This window comes from Bacillus sp. HNG, assembly GCF_003400205.1.
Classification (GTDB): Bacteria; Bacillota; Bacilli; order Bacillales; family Bacillaceae_L; genus Ferdinandcohnia.
The window spans coordinates 67,246-84,132 of sequence record NZ_QUQV01000001.1 but is presented as its reverse complement, the minus strand read 5'-3'; the positions used below and the strand labels follow the sequence as shown (position 1 = coordinate 84,132).

The window sequence follows — 16,887 nt, the reverse complement described above, 5'->3', positions numbered from 1 at the left end:
CAATCCATGACACCTCCATATTAGGCTGATATGACACCTTTATTCCTTAGTTCCATTTCTACATCTTTTAATGTTTGATCAAGCAGTTTGATTAGCTCATCGATTTGATTTCTTGTAATTGTTAATGGTGGGGCAACTAGGATGGCATCACCACCAACACCTTCGATCCCAGCAGCAGCTGGATATAATAGGAGACCATTATTCTGTCCTTGAGCAACAACAAGTGATGTTAAATCAATTTCCTTTTTAAAAGGAAACTTCGTGATCATGTCTGAGACAAACTCGATCCCACACATCAGTCCTTTTCCGCGAACATCGCCAATAATTGAATGTGTTTTTTGTAATTCTTGTAGTTTCGTAATGAGATATTTTCCTTGTTTCTCAGATTTTTCAACGAGTTGATGAGATTCGATGTAATCAACGACCGCTAAAGCAACTGCTGCAGATTGAGGGTTTGCACTATAGGTGTGACCACTCATGATGAGCTTTGACCCTTTTTGTATAGGTTCCATCACCTTTTCACTGACGAGTGTTGCGGCAACCGGTGTGTACCCTGCGCTCATCCCTTTACCGAGGGCAATGATGTCTGCCTCAGTATCCCAATGTTCAAGGGCAAACATTTTACCGGTACGCCCCATCCCGGTCATGACCTCGTCGGCGATAAATAAAATTTGATGTTTTTCACAGATTTCTTTAATGACTTGATAATAGCCTTCAGGAGGGACAATCGCCCCACCCGCTGCTCCAATAATCGGTTCAGCGATAAAGGCTGCTATATGTTCAGCTCCAATTCGATTAATTGCTTGCTCTAACTCTGATGCACACATATGGTTGCAGGACGGAAATGTGGTGTTAAACGGGCAGCGAAAACAATATGGTGGCTGAATGGTTGGATAGTCCTCTAATAAAGGAACGAAGCGAGCTCTTCTACCGGTATGTCCGGACATTGAAAGCGCACCGATCGTGATTCCATGATAACTCATCCAGCGGGATAAAATTTTGTTTTTTCCTTTGATCCCTTTTTCCTGCCAATATTGAATCGCGATTTTCATTGCTGTCTCCGTTGCCTCAGAACCGCTGTTCACAAAAAAAGACCAGTATTCACCGCCTTTTGCTAGGTCACTTAGTTTTTTGGCTAATTGTTCAGCGGGCTCACTTGTGAATTGTGACCTGTATACAAATGATATTTTGTGTGCCTGCTTTTCGATTTCTTCAATGATTTCCTTGACGCCATGACCGATACTTGCCGTGATGGCCCCTGATGAGCCGTCGATGTATCTTTTTCCGTTTGTATCATATAAATAAATCCCATCCCCATGGCTAATCATCGGATAATCCTTATCCAATAAAGGTTTTATCAAGCGGGTTTCGTCCATTACGAACCCTCCTCGCCAAAATGGTATTGCAGTGCTTTTTTTAATATGCGGAGTGCTCCTTGTTTTGATTTTCGGTACATGGTTTCCTAGTTTTGTTTGTGAGCATGATGTGTGAAACCTAAGTAGTCTACACGTTTACTAGTTTTGCGGCTCGATCTTGATGCGGGAGGTAGTGTCCAGTTAAATGAAGGGCAAAACAAATGAGAATCTTAATCGTGTTGCCTTTCATAGGTTCGATGAAAGGCATAACAATACCAAATTTCAACCATGATCCTCTTCATATGCTTTATGAAAGGCATATCAACACCAAATTCCAACCATCATCCTTTTCATATGCTTTATGAAAGGCATTACAACACCAAATACTAATCGTTATCCCCTTCATAAATACATAAACTCCTGCTTATCCCCAATCCCCAGTTTTTTTAAAAAAATGTAAGCGTTTTAATATTTAAAAAGCCTATTAGTACATCATATGTATGTAAAGAATGATACTTTCGTTATTCGGATGTTTTTTCATCCAAAAGGCTTTTATGTATCCAAATAGCTGCCTGCATACCATCCCCCATGGCGATTGTAGTTTGCTCGGAATGGACCGCTATATCTCCAGCTGCCCATACATGCTCAATATTCGTCATTTTGGTTCGTGGATCTACGATGATATGTTTATTTTCTAGACGTTCAATACCGAGTTGGGTAGCCAGATCTGACCTGACCTCGTTTCCCCCAAACCCTAAGAAACCACGTTCTCCCTCAATGATTTTTCCACTTTTCAAGCGTACTCCGATAAAATCAGAAGTTTTTTCATCAAGCAAAATCTCATCCGTTTCATCTTGAATATGAGTAATCCCCTTTTGGTCTAACATCAAATTCACTTCATGGTCAAGGTTACTCCAGTCATGATTGATGAAAGTAATATCTCTTGTAAAATAGGTTAGCGTAAAGGCCATATTCGCTCCGGTTTTACCAGAACCGATCACGATCACATGCTTATCAACCACTTCATAGCCGTCACAATCAGGACATACATAGACGGTTAGACCAAGGCATTTATAAATGTTTTTAATGGAAGGAATATTGTCCTTTACGCCGGTTGCAAGCAGTAACCGTTTTGCTAAATATGCATCGCCACCTCGACAATGGATATGAAAAGCATTTTGGTTTTTTTCAATTTTTACTACTTCATTTTGAATAAATGAAACACCGTAACGTTCAGCATGCATTTTCCCTAGATTTCTTAATGTTTCTCCACTGACTCCATTTGGCCAGCCTAAGATGTTGTGGTAGTTCCTACAAATTGTGGAACGGCCGTCATTTGAATCAATGACGGCGATTTTATGTTTATATCTTCCAAGTTGAATCGCTGCCTGCAAACCAGCAATCCCCCCGCCAACAATGATGACATCATATTGATTAACCATACTCTCACCTCAATAAAGACATGTACCTTTTATCATTTGTTTTATGGGTAATAATCTATTCAAAAATTCAACAAGTTAACATAATGTTTTTATATTTAACCTAAATGTATTTGACTGTTTTAGTTTTCATATTATTTTTATCGTAAACAAAAAAGGTTCCCTTCACTAATTGTGAAAGGAACCTTTCTATTCATTGCTTTGTATATATTTAACGTACCCAAGAAGCACCAACAATAATTAATAAGATAAATAGTACGACAATTAATACAAAGCCATGGTGATAACCATAACCACCGTATCCATATCCGTGCCCAAATCCATCGTAGCATCCGCATCCGCCGTAGTACATAGTGTCATCTCCCTTTCTTTTTCTTTACACTCTTATGATATGAGCCTATGGGTTGTACTGTATGTGCTAGTGCCTATTTTTTACTAACTTTCATTAATTATATAAAAATAGTATAGTAACCAAGTAGTTTTGTTGAATTTTTATGCATCGTGTTTTATAATAATCCATAGAAGACTTATAAAAAGAAAGCAGGGGCATTATGAAAGCAGAAATACTAGCGGCTATCGAAGAAAATAAAGATCGTTTTTACGAAATCAGTGCATATATTGGGGCAAACCCTGAGCTAGGTCATGAAGAATTTAAAGCTTGTAAAATATTAACGGACGAGCTCAAAAAACATAAATTTAATGTAGAAATTGGAACTGCTGGTCTCCCTACTGCGTTTGAAGCGACATTTGACAGTGGTAAACCAGGTGCAACAATTGGGATTATGTCGGAATATGATGCCTTACCTGAACTAGGTCATGCTTGCGGACACAACTTAATCGGAACGATGGGAATTGCGGCTGGAATTGGCTTGTCAAAGGTAATTCATGAAACAGGCGGTAAAGTGATTGTGTACGGTACACCAGCTGAAGAAACAAAAGGTGGAAAGGTAACAATGGCGGAACAAGGTATCTTCGATCATCTCGATGTAGCCATGATGGTCCACCCGCTGAGCCACTACGAAAAAAGCGGTGCATCCCTAGCTATGGATGCCATCCAATTTGAGTTTTTCGGAAAAGCGGCACATGCAGCAGCAGCCCCACATGAAGGAATCAATGCCCTTGATGCGGTCCTCCAAACATTTAGTAGCATCAATGCGTTAAGACAGCATATTACATCAGACGCACGTATTCATGGAATAATTTCTGAAGGTGGAAAAGCTGCAAATATCGTACCGGATTATGCAGTGGCACAATTCTATGTTCGCGCTGCTTCTCGTACTTATGTAAACGAGCTTGTGGAAAAAGTAAAAAAATGTGCCCAAGGTGCTGCCCTCCAAACAGGCGCAACAATGGATTGGTCATTTTATGAATTTTCCTATGATGACATGGTTACAAATGAAACTTTTTCAGATGCCTTTACTGATACATTAATCGATTTAGGGGTAAATCCGGAAGAAATTCATGAACGCGCTGAAGGTGGTTCACTTGATATGGGCAATGTAAGCCATGTCGTCCCTTCCATCCATCCGTATATAAAAATATGTGATGAACCATTTGCATGTCACACACATGGTTTCCGAGAAGCTGCCTTAAGCAATCAAGGGAAAGAAGCCATGATCCTCGGTGCCAAAACCATGGCCCTTACCGGCTATAAAATTTTAACCGAGCCACAACTTCTAGAAAAGATTAAAAAAGAATTTGCGAACAAATAACCACGGGGACGGTTCTCTTGGCACCCTTAGCCAAGGAATCGCCCCTTTTATTTTCTAAATTGAGTGGGTGTCATACCTGTTTCCTTTTTAAAAACTCTCGTAAAATAAGAGGGGTCATCATATCCCACCATCCAGGAAATATCCTCAATCGAGAGATTTTCTGTTTCAAGTAAAAATTTAGCTTGGTTAATTCGAAGCATTTGGTGAAAGCCTGTTATGGTATAACCTGTCTCCTGTTTAAACTTCCTTGAAAGATGACTAACATTTATCTCATTTTGCTCGGCTAGGTTTTCAATATTTATTTGCTGATCGTAGTAGCTTGTTATATGTTCAATGACCTTTTGGATAATAATTGAGTACTGTTTTAATGAGTGAGACTGTACTAAATCACAATAATCCCCGATCATCTGATCTTCGATTTGATAAAGCATTCCCAATTGATCTACCTGTTCTATCTTAAGAGCATAGTCCTCAGAAATTCGATGGACCAATATAGATGCCACTTGCCCTTTTCTCGCAGCCGTACGTAATAGTGTATTCAAGACAATTAGATTATTTTTAACCCTTCTAATTGGTTGATTTGGAAATCGCTCTGCAAACGAAAATAGGAGATTATTTGAATTGATTAATTGTAAGGCTTGCTTTTTGTTCCCCGTTTCCACCGCTCGCACAAAATCCTTTTCAATTTTATAGCGTAATTCAACCAATTCAATTTGGTTGATTTCCTCCTTTGTTGTTTGGCTGACATTCCGCTCTTGTTTATGACTATAATCAATGACTACTGGAGCTGTCTTCTCCATCAAACTTCGAAATTGCTGTAAAACACTTGTAAAGCTTTTAATTTTCTCTCCTGTAAGAATTGAGATTTTGTTAGCAACATTCCGCAATTCTTCACTCTCGGTTCGAGATAAATGATGTTCTCTCGATATCTTAAAAAAATCAGGCGCTTTTTCATAAAAAGGTCCTAATAGAATACACCATTTCACTCCATTTCCACGAAGAGCATATCCGAAAAATTGAAGATCCCATTCATTATGCAAAATATAGACCTGGTTCTCCCTCATTGTGGATAACGTTTTAAAAGCTGCATCACGCGTTTCATGCATAAACAGAGGAAGTTGCACCAGTTCCTGACGCTGCAACAACGAGCCCTCCTCATCCAATACATAACTATTTAAATCTGTAATATAATGTAACTTTATTGCTGTTGAAATAATAGTAGATGTTTCCAAAACACGAATCCTCACAATATGTCCTAATTTTATCAAAATAATCCTACATTGTATCATGACGTATTTATTATACTAATATCATAATACAAGAAGCAATTCTTTTGAAAACGCTTGATAATCTTAGAAAATTGTGAGGTACTACTATGAATCATACAACGAAAAATAAAGAACAATCGAAATTATCAATGGTTTTAGATGTTATTTCCGGAAGCTTTGCTCCTATCATAGGAATTCTTGCGGGTGCCGGTCTTTTGAAAGCGATGTTATCCGTACTTGTCATGCTTGGTTGGCTTTCTAAAGAAAACGGTTCATACATTGTTCTATCTGCAGCTGGTGATGCAGTGTTCCACTTTCTTCCCGTTTTTCTTGGGATCTCAATCGCAATAAAATTAGGTGCAAACGGTTATGTGGGTGGAGTTATTGGTGTTTCAATTTTAAGTCCTGAAATTGTTCATCTTGTTGAAAATGGTGTTGACTCACTTGAATTTTTTGGACTACCTGTTTTACTTTCTGATTATTCGTCAACTGTCTTCCCTATTTTTATGGCCATTTTTGCTTACGCAGGGCTAGAAAGAATCTTGAAAAAAGTCATTTATAAAGATATTCAATTATTTATGAATCCATTGATATCTCTTGTTATAATTGTTCCCCTAACCCTTATTGTATTTGGACCAATCGGGACATTACTAGGAGAAGGTCTAGGTACATTGATTACGTTCCTAAGTGATAAAAGCGGTTTATTAGCAGGTGCTGTGCTCGGAGGAGCTTGGACATTCTTAACGATTGCAGGTTTACATTGGACAATTATTCCACTAGCAATCGCAAACCTTGCAACAGGTCCAGACCCAATTATCGGGATGGCTGCAGCAGCTCCATTTGCCCAAATTGGAATTGGTATTGCGGTCTTTCTGAAAACAATAGACAAAGATTTGAAAGCACTTGCTGCAAGCGGTATCGTTCCAGGTTCTTTAGCTGGAACAACTGAGGCAATCAACTATGGAATTATTTTACGTTATAAAAAAACGATGGTTTATGTCTTAATTGCATCAGCCGTTGGTGGGGCAATCAATGGTAGCCTAGGTGTAGCAATGAATTCATTTGTTCTTCCAAGTGTTCTTTCAATTCCTGCTTTCAGCCCTATCTTGCCATTTTTAATTGGTATTGCTGTTGCGTTTGCATTAGGTTTTATTTTCACCTATGTATTTGGATTTGAAGGTAAAACAGAAAAAGCAAGAGATAATTATAATTTAATTATTGTAAGACCAGAAAAGATTAGTAGCCCATTACACGGTAAGGTAGTACCATTAACGGCTATCAAAGACCCTATTTTCTCTACAGAATCTGTCGGAAAAGGAGTCGCAATTGAACCTGAAGATGGAAAAGTCGTGTCTCCAGTAGATGGAATTGTCACTACTATCTTCCCAACTGGTCATGCTATTGGAGTCACATCAAAAGATGGAGCAGAAATTTTAATTTGTATCGGGATTGATACCGTAAAGTTGAAAGGTCAGTATTACCAACCACATGTAAAACAAGGTGACCATGTGAAACGTGGAGATTTACTGATTACCTTTGACTTACAACAAATCAAAGAAGCTGGTTATGAAACGACCACTCCTATAGTCATAACGAACTCAGAAAAATATGTGGATGTTAAAGCTCCCAAATTGGACAATGTGAATACGTTAGAAGATTTGTTACAATTGAGTATTTAATATCGAATTGGGATGGTTCTCTTAATCATAAGAGAACCATCCTTTTTTTTAGTTTTTGTAAGATAGACAAGATGTAATCTACCTGTAACGAAACTGTAATACTAATCTACTTTTTTAGTTCATAGAAATGAGTCATAGAGAGTTACCCAGTAATACTATGACTAGGAGGACTATGACTATGAAAAAAATAATATTTGGACTAGCAATCTTTATAGCATCTCTATTTTTTGCGGATCAAGCGTTTGCCTATACAGTTCAAAAAGGTGACACGATGTCTGAAATTGCACGAAAGCATGGTATGACATTGAATGAATTAGCAGTAATGAACCCACAAGTAGAAAATTTAGACCTGATTGTTGTCGGGGAGAAAATAAATACGGAAGTAACGAATGATCATGGGCCAACATTATTTGAAGGAATGAATGTTGAGAAAATAGAAGAAGTTGTTGTTGCACCGAAAGAAACGGTAAAAACAGAGCAAGTTGTGACGGAGGTTAAAAGTGTTTCAAGTAGTTATTCTTTTTCTACTGAAGAGTTAGACTTATTAGCGAGAATTGTACGAGCTGAGGCTCAAGCGGAACCATTTGAAGGAAAAGTTGCAGTGGCGGCGGTCGTATTAAATCGTTTAGAAAGCCCAAAATTCCCTGACACAATTCGAGGTGTCATTTATCAGCGTGGTCAGTTCCAACCAGTACGAAATGGTGCTATTAATAAACCTGCAGATGAAGAATCGAAACGAGCTGTGCAAGCAGCACTAACTGAAATGAGATATATTGCGAAAGAAGCGTTGTTCTTCTACAACCCTACCATTGCCACAAGTCGTTGGCTGGATTCAAGGACAACTGCTGTGAAAATTGGACGACATGTGTTTAAGTATTAAATTGTGTTTCATTGACTTTCGAAAATAAGCTAGGAAACCTAGTTGGTTGATTAGGTTGCCTGTTACATAATAGATTAAATGCCTGATCCCTTTCATATCACTAGGGTTCAGGCATTTTTGGTTTTTAAATTTGTTCTATCTCATCTTCAGAAACTGCAAGCGCTGGTTAAATAATGTTGGATAGGATAAGAATCCGAGCATGACACTTGTTACAGCTGCTGTTGTTAAGAGTAAAAAAAGAACGAGCAATTGAAATTGAACAGCTTGAATTGGGCTCGCGCCTGCAATAATTTGGCCACTCATCATCCCTGGAAGCTGAACAAGCCCGATTGTTTTTTGACTCTCGATGGTTGGAATCATACTCGCCTTAATTGAAGTAATGAGCTGTGTATGAATCGCTTGTTTTGGCGTACCACCTAAGGATAGGATGAGCTCAGTCTGTTCTTGATGTGCATCCACCTCTGCTGTGAATCTGTTTAAAAAGAGGATCGCAAGCACCATCGAATTTCCGACAACCATACCACTGATTGGAATGATATATTGCGCGGTTGCCGGTGTAATCTTAAATCCTAATAGAATAGCCTGGGTGAGAACTTCCATAAAAACCAAGGTTGCAGCAATTTTCCAAGTGATACCCTTGATTGCCTTTCCCTTTTTCCTTGCATTTTGTGTAGCCGCAACAATCATGACAACTACCATCAGAAAAATATAAATTAGACTTTCCGTCTCGAAGACAAATTTTAAAATATAGCCAACTGCAAAAAGCTGAATAATGGAACGAACAACTGCAATCGTAGTGTCTTTTTCCAAGCCGAGGTTAAAGGTTTTCGATAAAAATATCGGGATGAGAACAAAAATGAGAGCGATAGCCAATGCAAGTGTACTCATGCCATCTCCCCCTTCACAAATTGTCGTACTTTTTCTGTTGTAGGAGATTTCAGTAAGGTACTCTCCCCTGTTTCAATAACTTCCCCTTCCATTAACACCCAAACATAGTTCCCTATATCGATGGCTTGCTGGAGATTATGGGTAATCCAGATCATGGTTACCTTGTACTTCTGATTAATTTTTACAATCAGTTCCTCGATTTCGGTTTTAGAGACTCGATCAAGTGCCGAAGTGATTTCATCCAACAACATGATTTTCGGATGATTCACCAGCGTGCGAGCAATAGATACCTTTTGACGCTGTCCACCTGATAAATCTCGAACATCTCGATGTAAAAACTCCTCTTCTAATCCAACGTCCTCTAATAGATCCTTCGCTGTTTGTTCTTCCAACTTTTCACCTTGAAGTGTCTGTGGTAAAGCTAAATTCTGAAAAACTGTCCCGTTTATCATTGGAGCATTTTGCAGGGCAATTCCTACAATTCTCCTCAATGCCACCGGATCATATGTATCAATGTTTTTTTCCTTTACGTAAATTTCACCATTACTTGGAGACAAAAGACCATTACAAAGCTTTAGTAACGTTGTTTTCCCTGCTCCAGATGGTCCAACCAAGGTCGTAATGGTTCCTTCGTAAAAGGAACCTGTTATCTTTTTTAAAATATGTTTATTGTCCGCGTGAAAATCCACACCGTTAAAATGAATGGCTGGTTTTAATGTTTGCACGTGTTCACTTCCTTTAACTCAATATCTATAAGATATCATATAGGTCACTTTACTGGAAAAATTTCAATCCATTTTGTATATTATGTACCTTTTTTGTCAAACACAATTTAAAATTGGACTAAAAAACGGAGACTGTGATGAAACACAGTCTCCTTCATTATTGGTGTGAAACAGTTGGGAAATGGGTAATAGTTATGTAAACGGATTTACCAGAAATACCCAAAAACCGTCTTATATTAGCCATATATAATAAGGCTGTTTCCAAAAATCCCCAAAAGTTATATGATAACTTGCTTTTATAATCGAAGTTTTACCAATAATCACCAAAAGTCATTTCAAATACACCATTTATGTAAGGTTTATTTCCAAGCATATCCAAAAGTGTTATCATAAACTGCTTTTATGCTGTGGCTTTTTCCAGGTTCATCCAAAAGCCTTATCATAAACGAATTTAGTTTTGTAACTTTTACTAGGTAAATCCCAAAACCCTTATTTAACACCAGTTTTTATGTAAGATTTTGAAGGTTACACAGGTTACCTACCTACACTAACATCTACTGTTAGTTCTTCATGATAAATCCACGCATTCTGTTCAGGAGTTGTCGCACCAATCCATACAAATAATGGATCCGGTCCGTGAGAACCATTAAAGGTGACGACAAGATGTTTGTAGATGTTAAGATTAAACTCATCCTCTTCCCGAAAAAAGGAAAGCTGTGGATTGTATAGGCGATTTCCTTCAGTGTACTCATTTCGGTATTCACTGTATTCTGGTAGATCTTCTGGTCTCTTCACTTGGCTGAAGGTGACGACAATTTTTCGAGTTTCAAAAAATAGCGACACATATTCATAGGATAGACCTGCTGTTCGAATTTCGGGTGATACATTTAATTCTGGGTGTTGATTCGCGATATGGTAGACGGAGTCGAAAACATAAGAGGCGCGTTGTCTAGAGATGAAGTTTCTTTCGGTGACGAGGGCGGATTTCCCCTCTCTATCTTTATAAAAACGCTCTAATCCATTTCTGATCCCTTTTAAAATTAACTGCTTTTCTGCACTGCTTAAATAGAACTCATGACTAGAATCTAGCAAGAATCGAACCTCCCATTTCAATCATTTTTCTCATTATACCTTTTTGGAGGTGTCGAAAAGTGTTAGATTCTGGGTAACATATGAAACTTATAATTAGGAGAATGTAAAACAAATAAAAAGGAGTAACTCTACCACAAATAGAAAGTTACTCCTTGATATTCATAGGTTACGCTAGTAGCTCTTTTGTTGCTTGTATCCATGTTTTTGCCATGAGCATATTCCCTGTCGTGTTCATATGAACACCATCTATAGTAAGCGGAAATTCCTTCTTATATTTTAAAAATGAAAGAAACGCTTGATGGGTTGGAACGACGACTGCATTATGTTTTTTTCCAAGTTCATGGATAATTTCTACATATGGTTTTAACATCATATTTCCTTTTCCCTGAATATCTTCTGATATAACAGTGGGTTCCATTAAAATAATAGATGCATTGGTTTTTTGCTTGGTATTTATAAGAAGATGCTCAAGCACTTCTTCAAACCGATGTGGTAAAACTTGTTCTATGTCAGGAGAATCCACTTGCCTCCAAACATCATTGATCCCAATGGAGATCGAAACAAAGTCCGGTTGATAGGAAATTACATCATTGTCCCATCGCTCAGCTAGGTCTGTTATCCGATTACCACTAATCCCTTTGTTTATAATGTCCATATCCCTATTTGGGTAGGTAACCTTCAAATAATCATGTAGCAAACGTACATAGCCAGTTCCGATCGAATCACTCTCACTCATTCCCCACCACGTAATACTATCGCCAATTAAAACAATTCGCTGTTTCATACTTTCCCCCATATTACTGTAGTTTATCTGACACTTGCTCTACCTTTTTCGTCCATTCAGCTAAGTAATGTTCTAGCATTTCACACACATAATAAATATAAAAAGTTATCATACTGGATGGATCTTTAATTTCTGATATGAAATCGCCTTTAAATGGTTCAAGTTCATTTTTCCATTTATTAAGGTCGGAGATAATAAGATGTAAGTCATCACATTCTGTTACTTTTTCAGGATCTATTAACCGACTAGGAAATAAAGGGAAGTTCCATTTCGATACCTCTGATAGTACCGACTCCATTTTCTTAAGTAATTTTTTAGCCACATTTTGATGTTCATTAAAGATAGAGTAAAAGTCCCCTTCGATTTCATCAAAGCCATCGCCCCATGTTAATCGTGCAAAATAGTAGTTATTCATTAGCTGTATTGATTCCCATGGATACTTATAATCTAATTCATTTGCATTTTCTTTAGGAATGTATGGAACGATTAGATTAACTATTTGGTTGATTCCCAACTTCGAAAACAGATTAATATCTTCATGAATTCGTTGAAATAATGGTGGAAATAGATTACCCAACATAAAATGGTCACTGTAGTATTCAAAAATAGTTATATCCTTTTGAGTAGTTTTCGTCGCTTGACACCATTTATGTAAAGCCTCAAATCCTCTTCCCTCATTTTTAAAAGATTGCTGATAGTTTCTACCCCAGAATGCGAATAACGTATCAACCGTTTTCGAACTATCGAAACCGTCTGGTAGTTCTAACATATCCCATGATAATCCGGCATTGTAAGCTATATGTTCTACTTCAATACGAGGAATTTGTTTTTTTAATTGTTCAGTAAATGTAACGTATGTTGTTAAGAAATCTTGGTCATCCTTTATCCCTATATCCGCTGGCCATAGGGATACTCTTTTAATAGAAGAAGTCTTGTCGATTTCGTCTTTTATTTTATCAATCAGTAAATCTTTCCAACTATCATCTGAGTAATTAATCTGCTCTTTATCCAAAATTGAGATATCACTTAATAAGTAGTGCATACTATGACCACCGATTGTAATGGTTAGCCCACGCTTTTCTATCTCTTTTTCTATTCCTGGTTTTACCTTGTCCCATAGCATAAAAGTAAAAAACAGCTCATTTATATAGTGTTTCGCTGCCCAATCGATCATCTGTAACAGGAATGAAGTGTCTTCATAATTTTCAATAACTAGGCCTCTTCTAACCATCTTCCCACGGTGACTTGAAGAATTTATAAAACTAACATCTTTATATTCAACTTTTTCTTCAGATAAAAAATGAACCCATTTATATCCAAACAGTTTTTTACAAGTATGATAAACACCATAAAGCACGGACCTAGGATTTGAACCGATGATATAAATTTCGTTTTCCTTTTGTACAACTTGAAAAGCATCAACTGTTGGATTTTCCGCTAATGTTGTTTGTTCGACTAAGCCCTTTTCAATAAATTCTTGTTCCAACCCCAACACAAAAGAATAAGGAATGGGCTGCTCGACTTGTTGGATGTACTTGATCAACTCTTCTTTTGCAAATACGACAGATATGTTATCAGAAAGAATGCTGCATGTAACCGACATTGTGCACCTCCTCACACTAATCCAGTAATGATTGATCTATTTCTTTTAAAATAAGGCCTGAAAGGATGATTGCATTCGTCCATCCACTTTCTATCACATATGCTCCCCAGCCAGTGTCACCATTATTGCCAAAATACTCCCCACTCTCTAGATGAAAAGAACGCATCCAGCCACCATCAAATTCCAGTTTTGGAGAAGTAATTTGAATGCTAGATAAAAAACGAACAAGCTTTTCATAAAACTCTTTCACTGTTGGGTCGCCCGTAGCTTTCCAAGCCTCCCATGCATTCATGAGTAAGAAGTTATTCGTATACAATTGATCCGCAATTCCTTCTCCGTTCATTCGGAACACTCCTGTGTCCTCTGTGCCATAGCGATCAGGATCTGGATTATCATGTTCCTCAATCCCACCTAATTCATGTTGATTTTTAGCTAAGTAATCCATTACTTCATGTAGCCCTTTTAGAATGGTTTCATCCTTTGTAACAGCAAACACTTGTGCTAAGGACAGTAAGAATCTACTATATCCAGCCGTTTTACTATACATAAACTTTAAATCTCGTTTATTATCAAGCAATGATACCGTACCTTGATATGCAGTTTGTAAAAAGGTATCATCCTTTGAGACAAGATAGGCTTGGATAAATGCCGAATGAACGATCGCTTCAAAATGAGGATTCATACTAGCCATGGTTGAATTTTTGAAATATGTGGTGCCGTGGTCAAGTAATTCTTTTTCCCGAATACACTCCGGTCGAAGTCCGTTTTTATTTTGAGTGTGTAAAAGAGCATAAGCCGTTAATAAGCCTCTCTCTTTGTATTCCGTTTTACCGGTTTTACGGTATAGATATAATAGAACAAGAGCTACCCAACTATTATCATCGGAAAATAGTTGGTCTGGTTTTTCCTTCGGGCTTTGAAACCATTTCCAGAAACCATACGTAGCTGAATCAGAATCTGTATCCTGATACCCTGCTTCAAATAAGTAGTTTAGTAAATTTTGAGACCTCTCTATCCATTTAGGTTCATTCGCATATTTTCCATATAGGTAAAATAAAAGCGCCGTATGCGCATGACAATCCGGTCGAAAATCCTTACTAATATCGCTTCGAATGGAATGGACATTTTCATATATTCCAAGACTTCCATCTTCCTTCGGCAAAATTCCAGAGGTTAAAAACCAATTCATACCCTTTTCAATTGTTTTTTTAAGATTGTTTTCCTTTGAGGGCTGAATAACCAAATGTTTGCTTTTAAGTGGCAAGTGATACTCCATTTGCAACCATTTGATAATTTGGTTCCATACCCAATTTGGTCGTAACGTCCAATTTTGGTCATTGCCCAAAAACGAAAAAGTCGCAAAAATGGCTTTTCCTTCCCCATGATTTTTCACAACAATACCAGGATATTTACCTTCATCTTCCGTACAATGAGTCTCTTTAAAATGACCGATATTCAGCAGTCTTTCGGTGTCGAATGTAAAGCCAGTTAAAAAGGGACCATGCCATTCGAGCAGCTTCCCTTTTTTACAAAAGGAATTATCACGTGAAATCACCAGTTTTTCTAAGCGGTGATTTGTTACCGTAAAGTCTTGCTTGAACCCAAAAAGACGAGAGGATGGGAAGTCATCACAATTGATGAGCTCCCCATACAAAATCCCACCTTGTTCTACAAAGGTCCATAGCTTTTCAAGTATCTCATATGACAATTTCATTGGTTTTCCATTGTTAAGACCATTAATGAAAATACATGTATATTGATGGAGATCTTCATGTAAAAGTTCTTTGATATTTGAAAAATAATGATTGAAGAGAACCTGACTCTTCATTTCCATACTTTTGTCAACTAGTGCGATCATTCCGTATCACTCACTCTTATTCTTAATCATATTTTATGAATTTTTGGCCACTCCAGTTCGATTCCTGCTTTCACTAAACGTGATTGAAAATCCTTTAACTTTTCTTCTTTATGCCTCACTTCATGTGGGATGATTTCATGGTCTATACAATATGCTGCTAAATGACCGGCTGCTTCCCCGATATTCCATTCCACCGGATGAAGTCGATAACAACCATTCGTAATATGAGTAGTTCCAATGTTTTTGCTGGCGGGCAACAAATTTTTAACTCGAATAGGCAATAAACTTCCGAGTGGAATTTGGAATGGATGAGATGAAAAATCAATGTATGTATTCATTCCTGTACTCGGATGCAGGTCTAAGCGATAACTTCCAATTCCAACACTATCAGGAAAATAAGTTGCACTTTCTTTTCCTTCCAATTCACCACTGACATGTTGTTCCTTTACTGTAAATTGGGCTTTTATTCTCCTCGATTCACGGATATATGGATACATAGCCAAGCCATCTTCTGTTCCTAATATATCGTTTCTTAACCGAATTCCAGGATACCCTTTTCCACCATCTGGACGAGGCGCCTCCGTTTGCATCCAATATAGTAAGGACAAGCTAAGTTGTTTAGCATTATATAGATGTTTTTCTTTTTCCTCTTCAGTTACGTCGATGATAGGACCTAACCAGTAATCATTTTGTGGCCAATTGACGATTGTAATATCACTTTGAAACGTACCTTGTTCAAAATTATTTTTATCGATAATGCGACGGTAATTCCAAAGTGAAAAGCGATTAGGCTCGTAAAATAAAGAATACTCAATCGGTTCCAATGTATGAGGGACAACCCCCCACCAGCTTAATTGTTTGGCTGGCCAGAATTCAGCCTGATAGTTTTTCCAAAACTCATATTGAGCAGGCTTTTCAATTGTATGATTTTCTCCATCTATATGATCAATGGCAAAGCAGTATGTAAACGCCTGCATATTAAAGGGTTCTGCATCCTTTGGTGCATGAGCTTCACCGGTTTCATCCTGAGACTCAGCACCGATTACATACTCTACACCAGCAAGTGGTAATACATCCCCAATTTCTGTTGCATCCAAGAAATACTTTCCCTTTAAATGGTAGGTATTTCCTGAACTAGAATGCTGAACGGTAACAGCTCGAACGTAATCTTGTTCTGTTTCAGCTGTTATTATTTTATATTCTGATAATAAGGTTAGTTTCCCATTGCTTATATAGGGTGCTAGCATATCGTAAAGCACCCGTAAAGCAACTCTTGGCTCATGACTTATTTTACTTACAATGGCAGATCCAGGATTAAATAGATCATTTATTCGTTCCTTGTTCTTAACTGGAAAATTCGTAAGATAGTATTCTCTAATTTTTTTTCGAAATGTACGATAGCTTCTTGTGGCTCCAAAGCTTTCGATCCATGGATGCTCATCTGGTGGCACTCCTTGGTTGGTTATTTGACCACCAATCCATTTTGTCTCCTCGGTTAAGAGGACCGTTTTTCCAGATTGTAAGGCGGATAATGCAGCTGCACATCCTCCTAATCCCCCACCTATAATCACTATATCAGCTTGTAGTTCATGAGAAACGGCCAT

At 37.7% G+C, this 16,887-nt stretch carries 14 protein-coding genes; 3 read left to right on the top strand and 11 right to left on the bottom strand.

Translation table 11 applies throughout. The features are described 5' to 3' along the window. Nucleotides 1-20: 20 nt before the first annotated feature. The 3 genes from DZB84_RS00350 to DZB84_RS00340 all read right to left on the bottom strand — a co-directional run bounded on the left by DZB84_RS00350 (nt 21) and on the right by DZB84_RS00340 (nt 3,146). Nucleotides 21-1,376 (bottom strand): aspartate aminotransferase family protein, encoded by a 1,356-nt coding sequence (locus tag DZB84_RS00350; protein WP_116350266.1) that lies wholly within the window; start codon nt 1,374-1,376, stop codon nt 21-23. Nucleotides 1,377-1,876: 500 nt separating this feature from the next. After that, nucleotides 1,877-2,797 (bottom strand): NAD(P)/FAD-dependent oxidoreductase, encoded by a 921-nt coding sequence (locus tag DZB84_RS00345; protein ID WP_116350265.1) that lies wholly within the window; start codon nt 2,795-2,797, stop codon nt 1,877-1,879. A gap of 208 nt (nt 2,798-3,005) precedes the next feature. Continuing rightward, the gene (locus DZB84_RS00340) at nt 3,006-3,146 is read right to left on the bottom strand and encodes a YjcZ family sporulation protein (protein ID WP_116350264.1); all 141 of its coding nucleotides are present in this window, start codon (nt 3,144-3,146) and stop codon (nt 3,006-3,008) included. Nucleotides 3,147-3,345: 199 nt separating this feature from the next. Here DZB84_RS00340 and DZB84_RS00335 point away from each other — a divergent pair, with 199 nt between their 5' ends. Then, nucleotides 3,346-4,506 (top strand): M20 family metallopeptidase, encoded by a 1,161-nt coding sequence (locus DZB84_RS00335; RefSeq protein WP_116350263.1) that lies wholly within the window; start codon nt 3,346-3,348, stop codon nt 4,504-4,506. A 47-nt stretch (nt 4,507-4,553) separates the two neighbouring features. Here the strand turns inward: DZB84_RS00335 and DZB84_RS00330 are convergent, their stop codons facing one another. Beyond that, on the bottom strand, nt 4,554-5,738 hold the full coding sequence (locus DZB84_RS00330) for a helix-turn-helix domain-containing protein (RefSeq protein ID WP_189655096.1): 1,185 nt from the start codon (nt 5,736-5,738) through the stop codon (nt 4,554-4,556). Nucleotides 5,739-5,881: 143 nt separating this feature from the next. On the opposite strand from DZB84_RS00330, the gene DZB84_RS00325 reads away from it, so the two are divergent. Further along, a complete protein-coding gene (locus DZB84_RS00325) occupies nt 5,882-7,453 on the top strand; it encodes a glucose PTS transporter subunit IIA (RefSeq protein WP_116350261.1) in 1,572 nt (523 codons plus the stop codon). A gap of 178 nt (nt 7,454-7,631) precedes the next feature. Then, nucleotides 7,632-8,333, top strand: a complete 702-nt coding sequence (locus DZB84_RS00320; protein ID WP_116350260.1) for a cell wall hydrolase — start codon at nt 7,632-7,634, stop codon at nt 8,331-8,333. A 135-nt stretch (nt 8,334-8,468) separates the two neighbouring features. Here the strand turns inward: DZB84_RS00320 and DZB84_RS00315 are convergent, their stop codons facing one another. The 7 genes from DZB84_RS00315 to DZB84_RS00285 form a co-directional block, all read right to left on the bottom strand. Further along, on the bottom strand, nt 8,469-9,221 hold the full coding sequence (locus DZB84_RS00315) for an ABC transporter permease (protein ID WP_116350259.1): 753 nt from the start codon (nt 9,219-9,221) through the stop codon (nt 8,469-8,471). After that, complete coding sequence (locus DZB84_RS00310) at nt 9,218-9,946, bottom strand: ABC transporter ATP-binding protein (RefSeq protein ID WP_116350258.1); 729 nt, start codon at nt 9,944-9,946, stop codon at nt 9,218-9,220. The genes DZB84_RS00315 and DZB84_RS00310 overlap by 4 nt, the downstream gene beginning before the upstream one ends. Before the next feature lie 534 nt (nt 9,947-10,480). Further along, a complete protein-coding gene (locus DZB84_RS00305; protein WP_116350257.1) occupies nt 10,481-11,038 on the bottom strand; it encodes a hypothetical protein in 558 nt (185 codons plus the stop codon). 166 nt (nt 11,039-11,204) lie between these two features. Continuing rightward, nucleotides 11,205-11,822, bottom strand: a complete 618-nt coding sequence (locus DZB84_RS00300; RefSeq protein ID WP_116350256.1) for an SGNH/GDSL hydrolase family protein — start codon at nt 11,820-11,822, stop codon at nt 11,205-11,207. Nucleotides 11,823-11,835: 13 nt separating this feature from the next. Then, nucleotides 11,836-13,425 carry a hypothetical protein gene (locus tag DZB84_RS00295; protein WP_116350255.1) on the bottom strand — a complete coding sequence of 530 codons (1,590 nt, stop codon included), beginning with the start codon at nt 13,423-13,425 and terminating at the stop codon, nt 11,836-11,838. A 16-nt stretch (nt 13,426-13,441) separates the two neighbouring features. Continuing rightward, nucleotides 13,442-15,283, bottom strand: coding sequence for a hypothetical protein (locus DZB84_RS00290; protein WP_116350254.1), 1,842 nt, complete (start codon nt 15,281-15,283; stop codon nt 13,442-13,444). Nucleotides 15,284-15,309: 26 nt separating this feature from the next. Further along, nucleotides 15,310-16,887: an FAD-dependent oxidoreductase gene (locus DZB84_RS00285; protein WP_116350253.1), complete on the bottom strand. Its 1,578-nt coding sequence runs from the start codon at nt 16,885-16,887 to the stop codon at nt 15,310-15,312.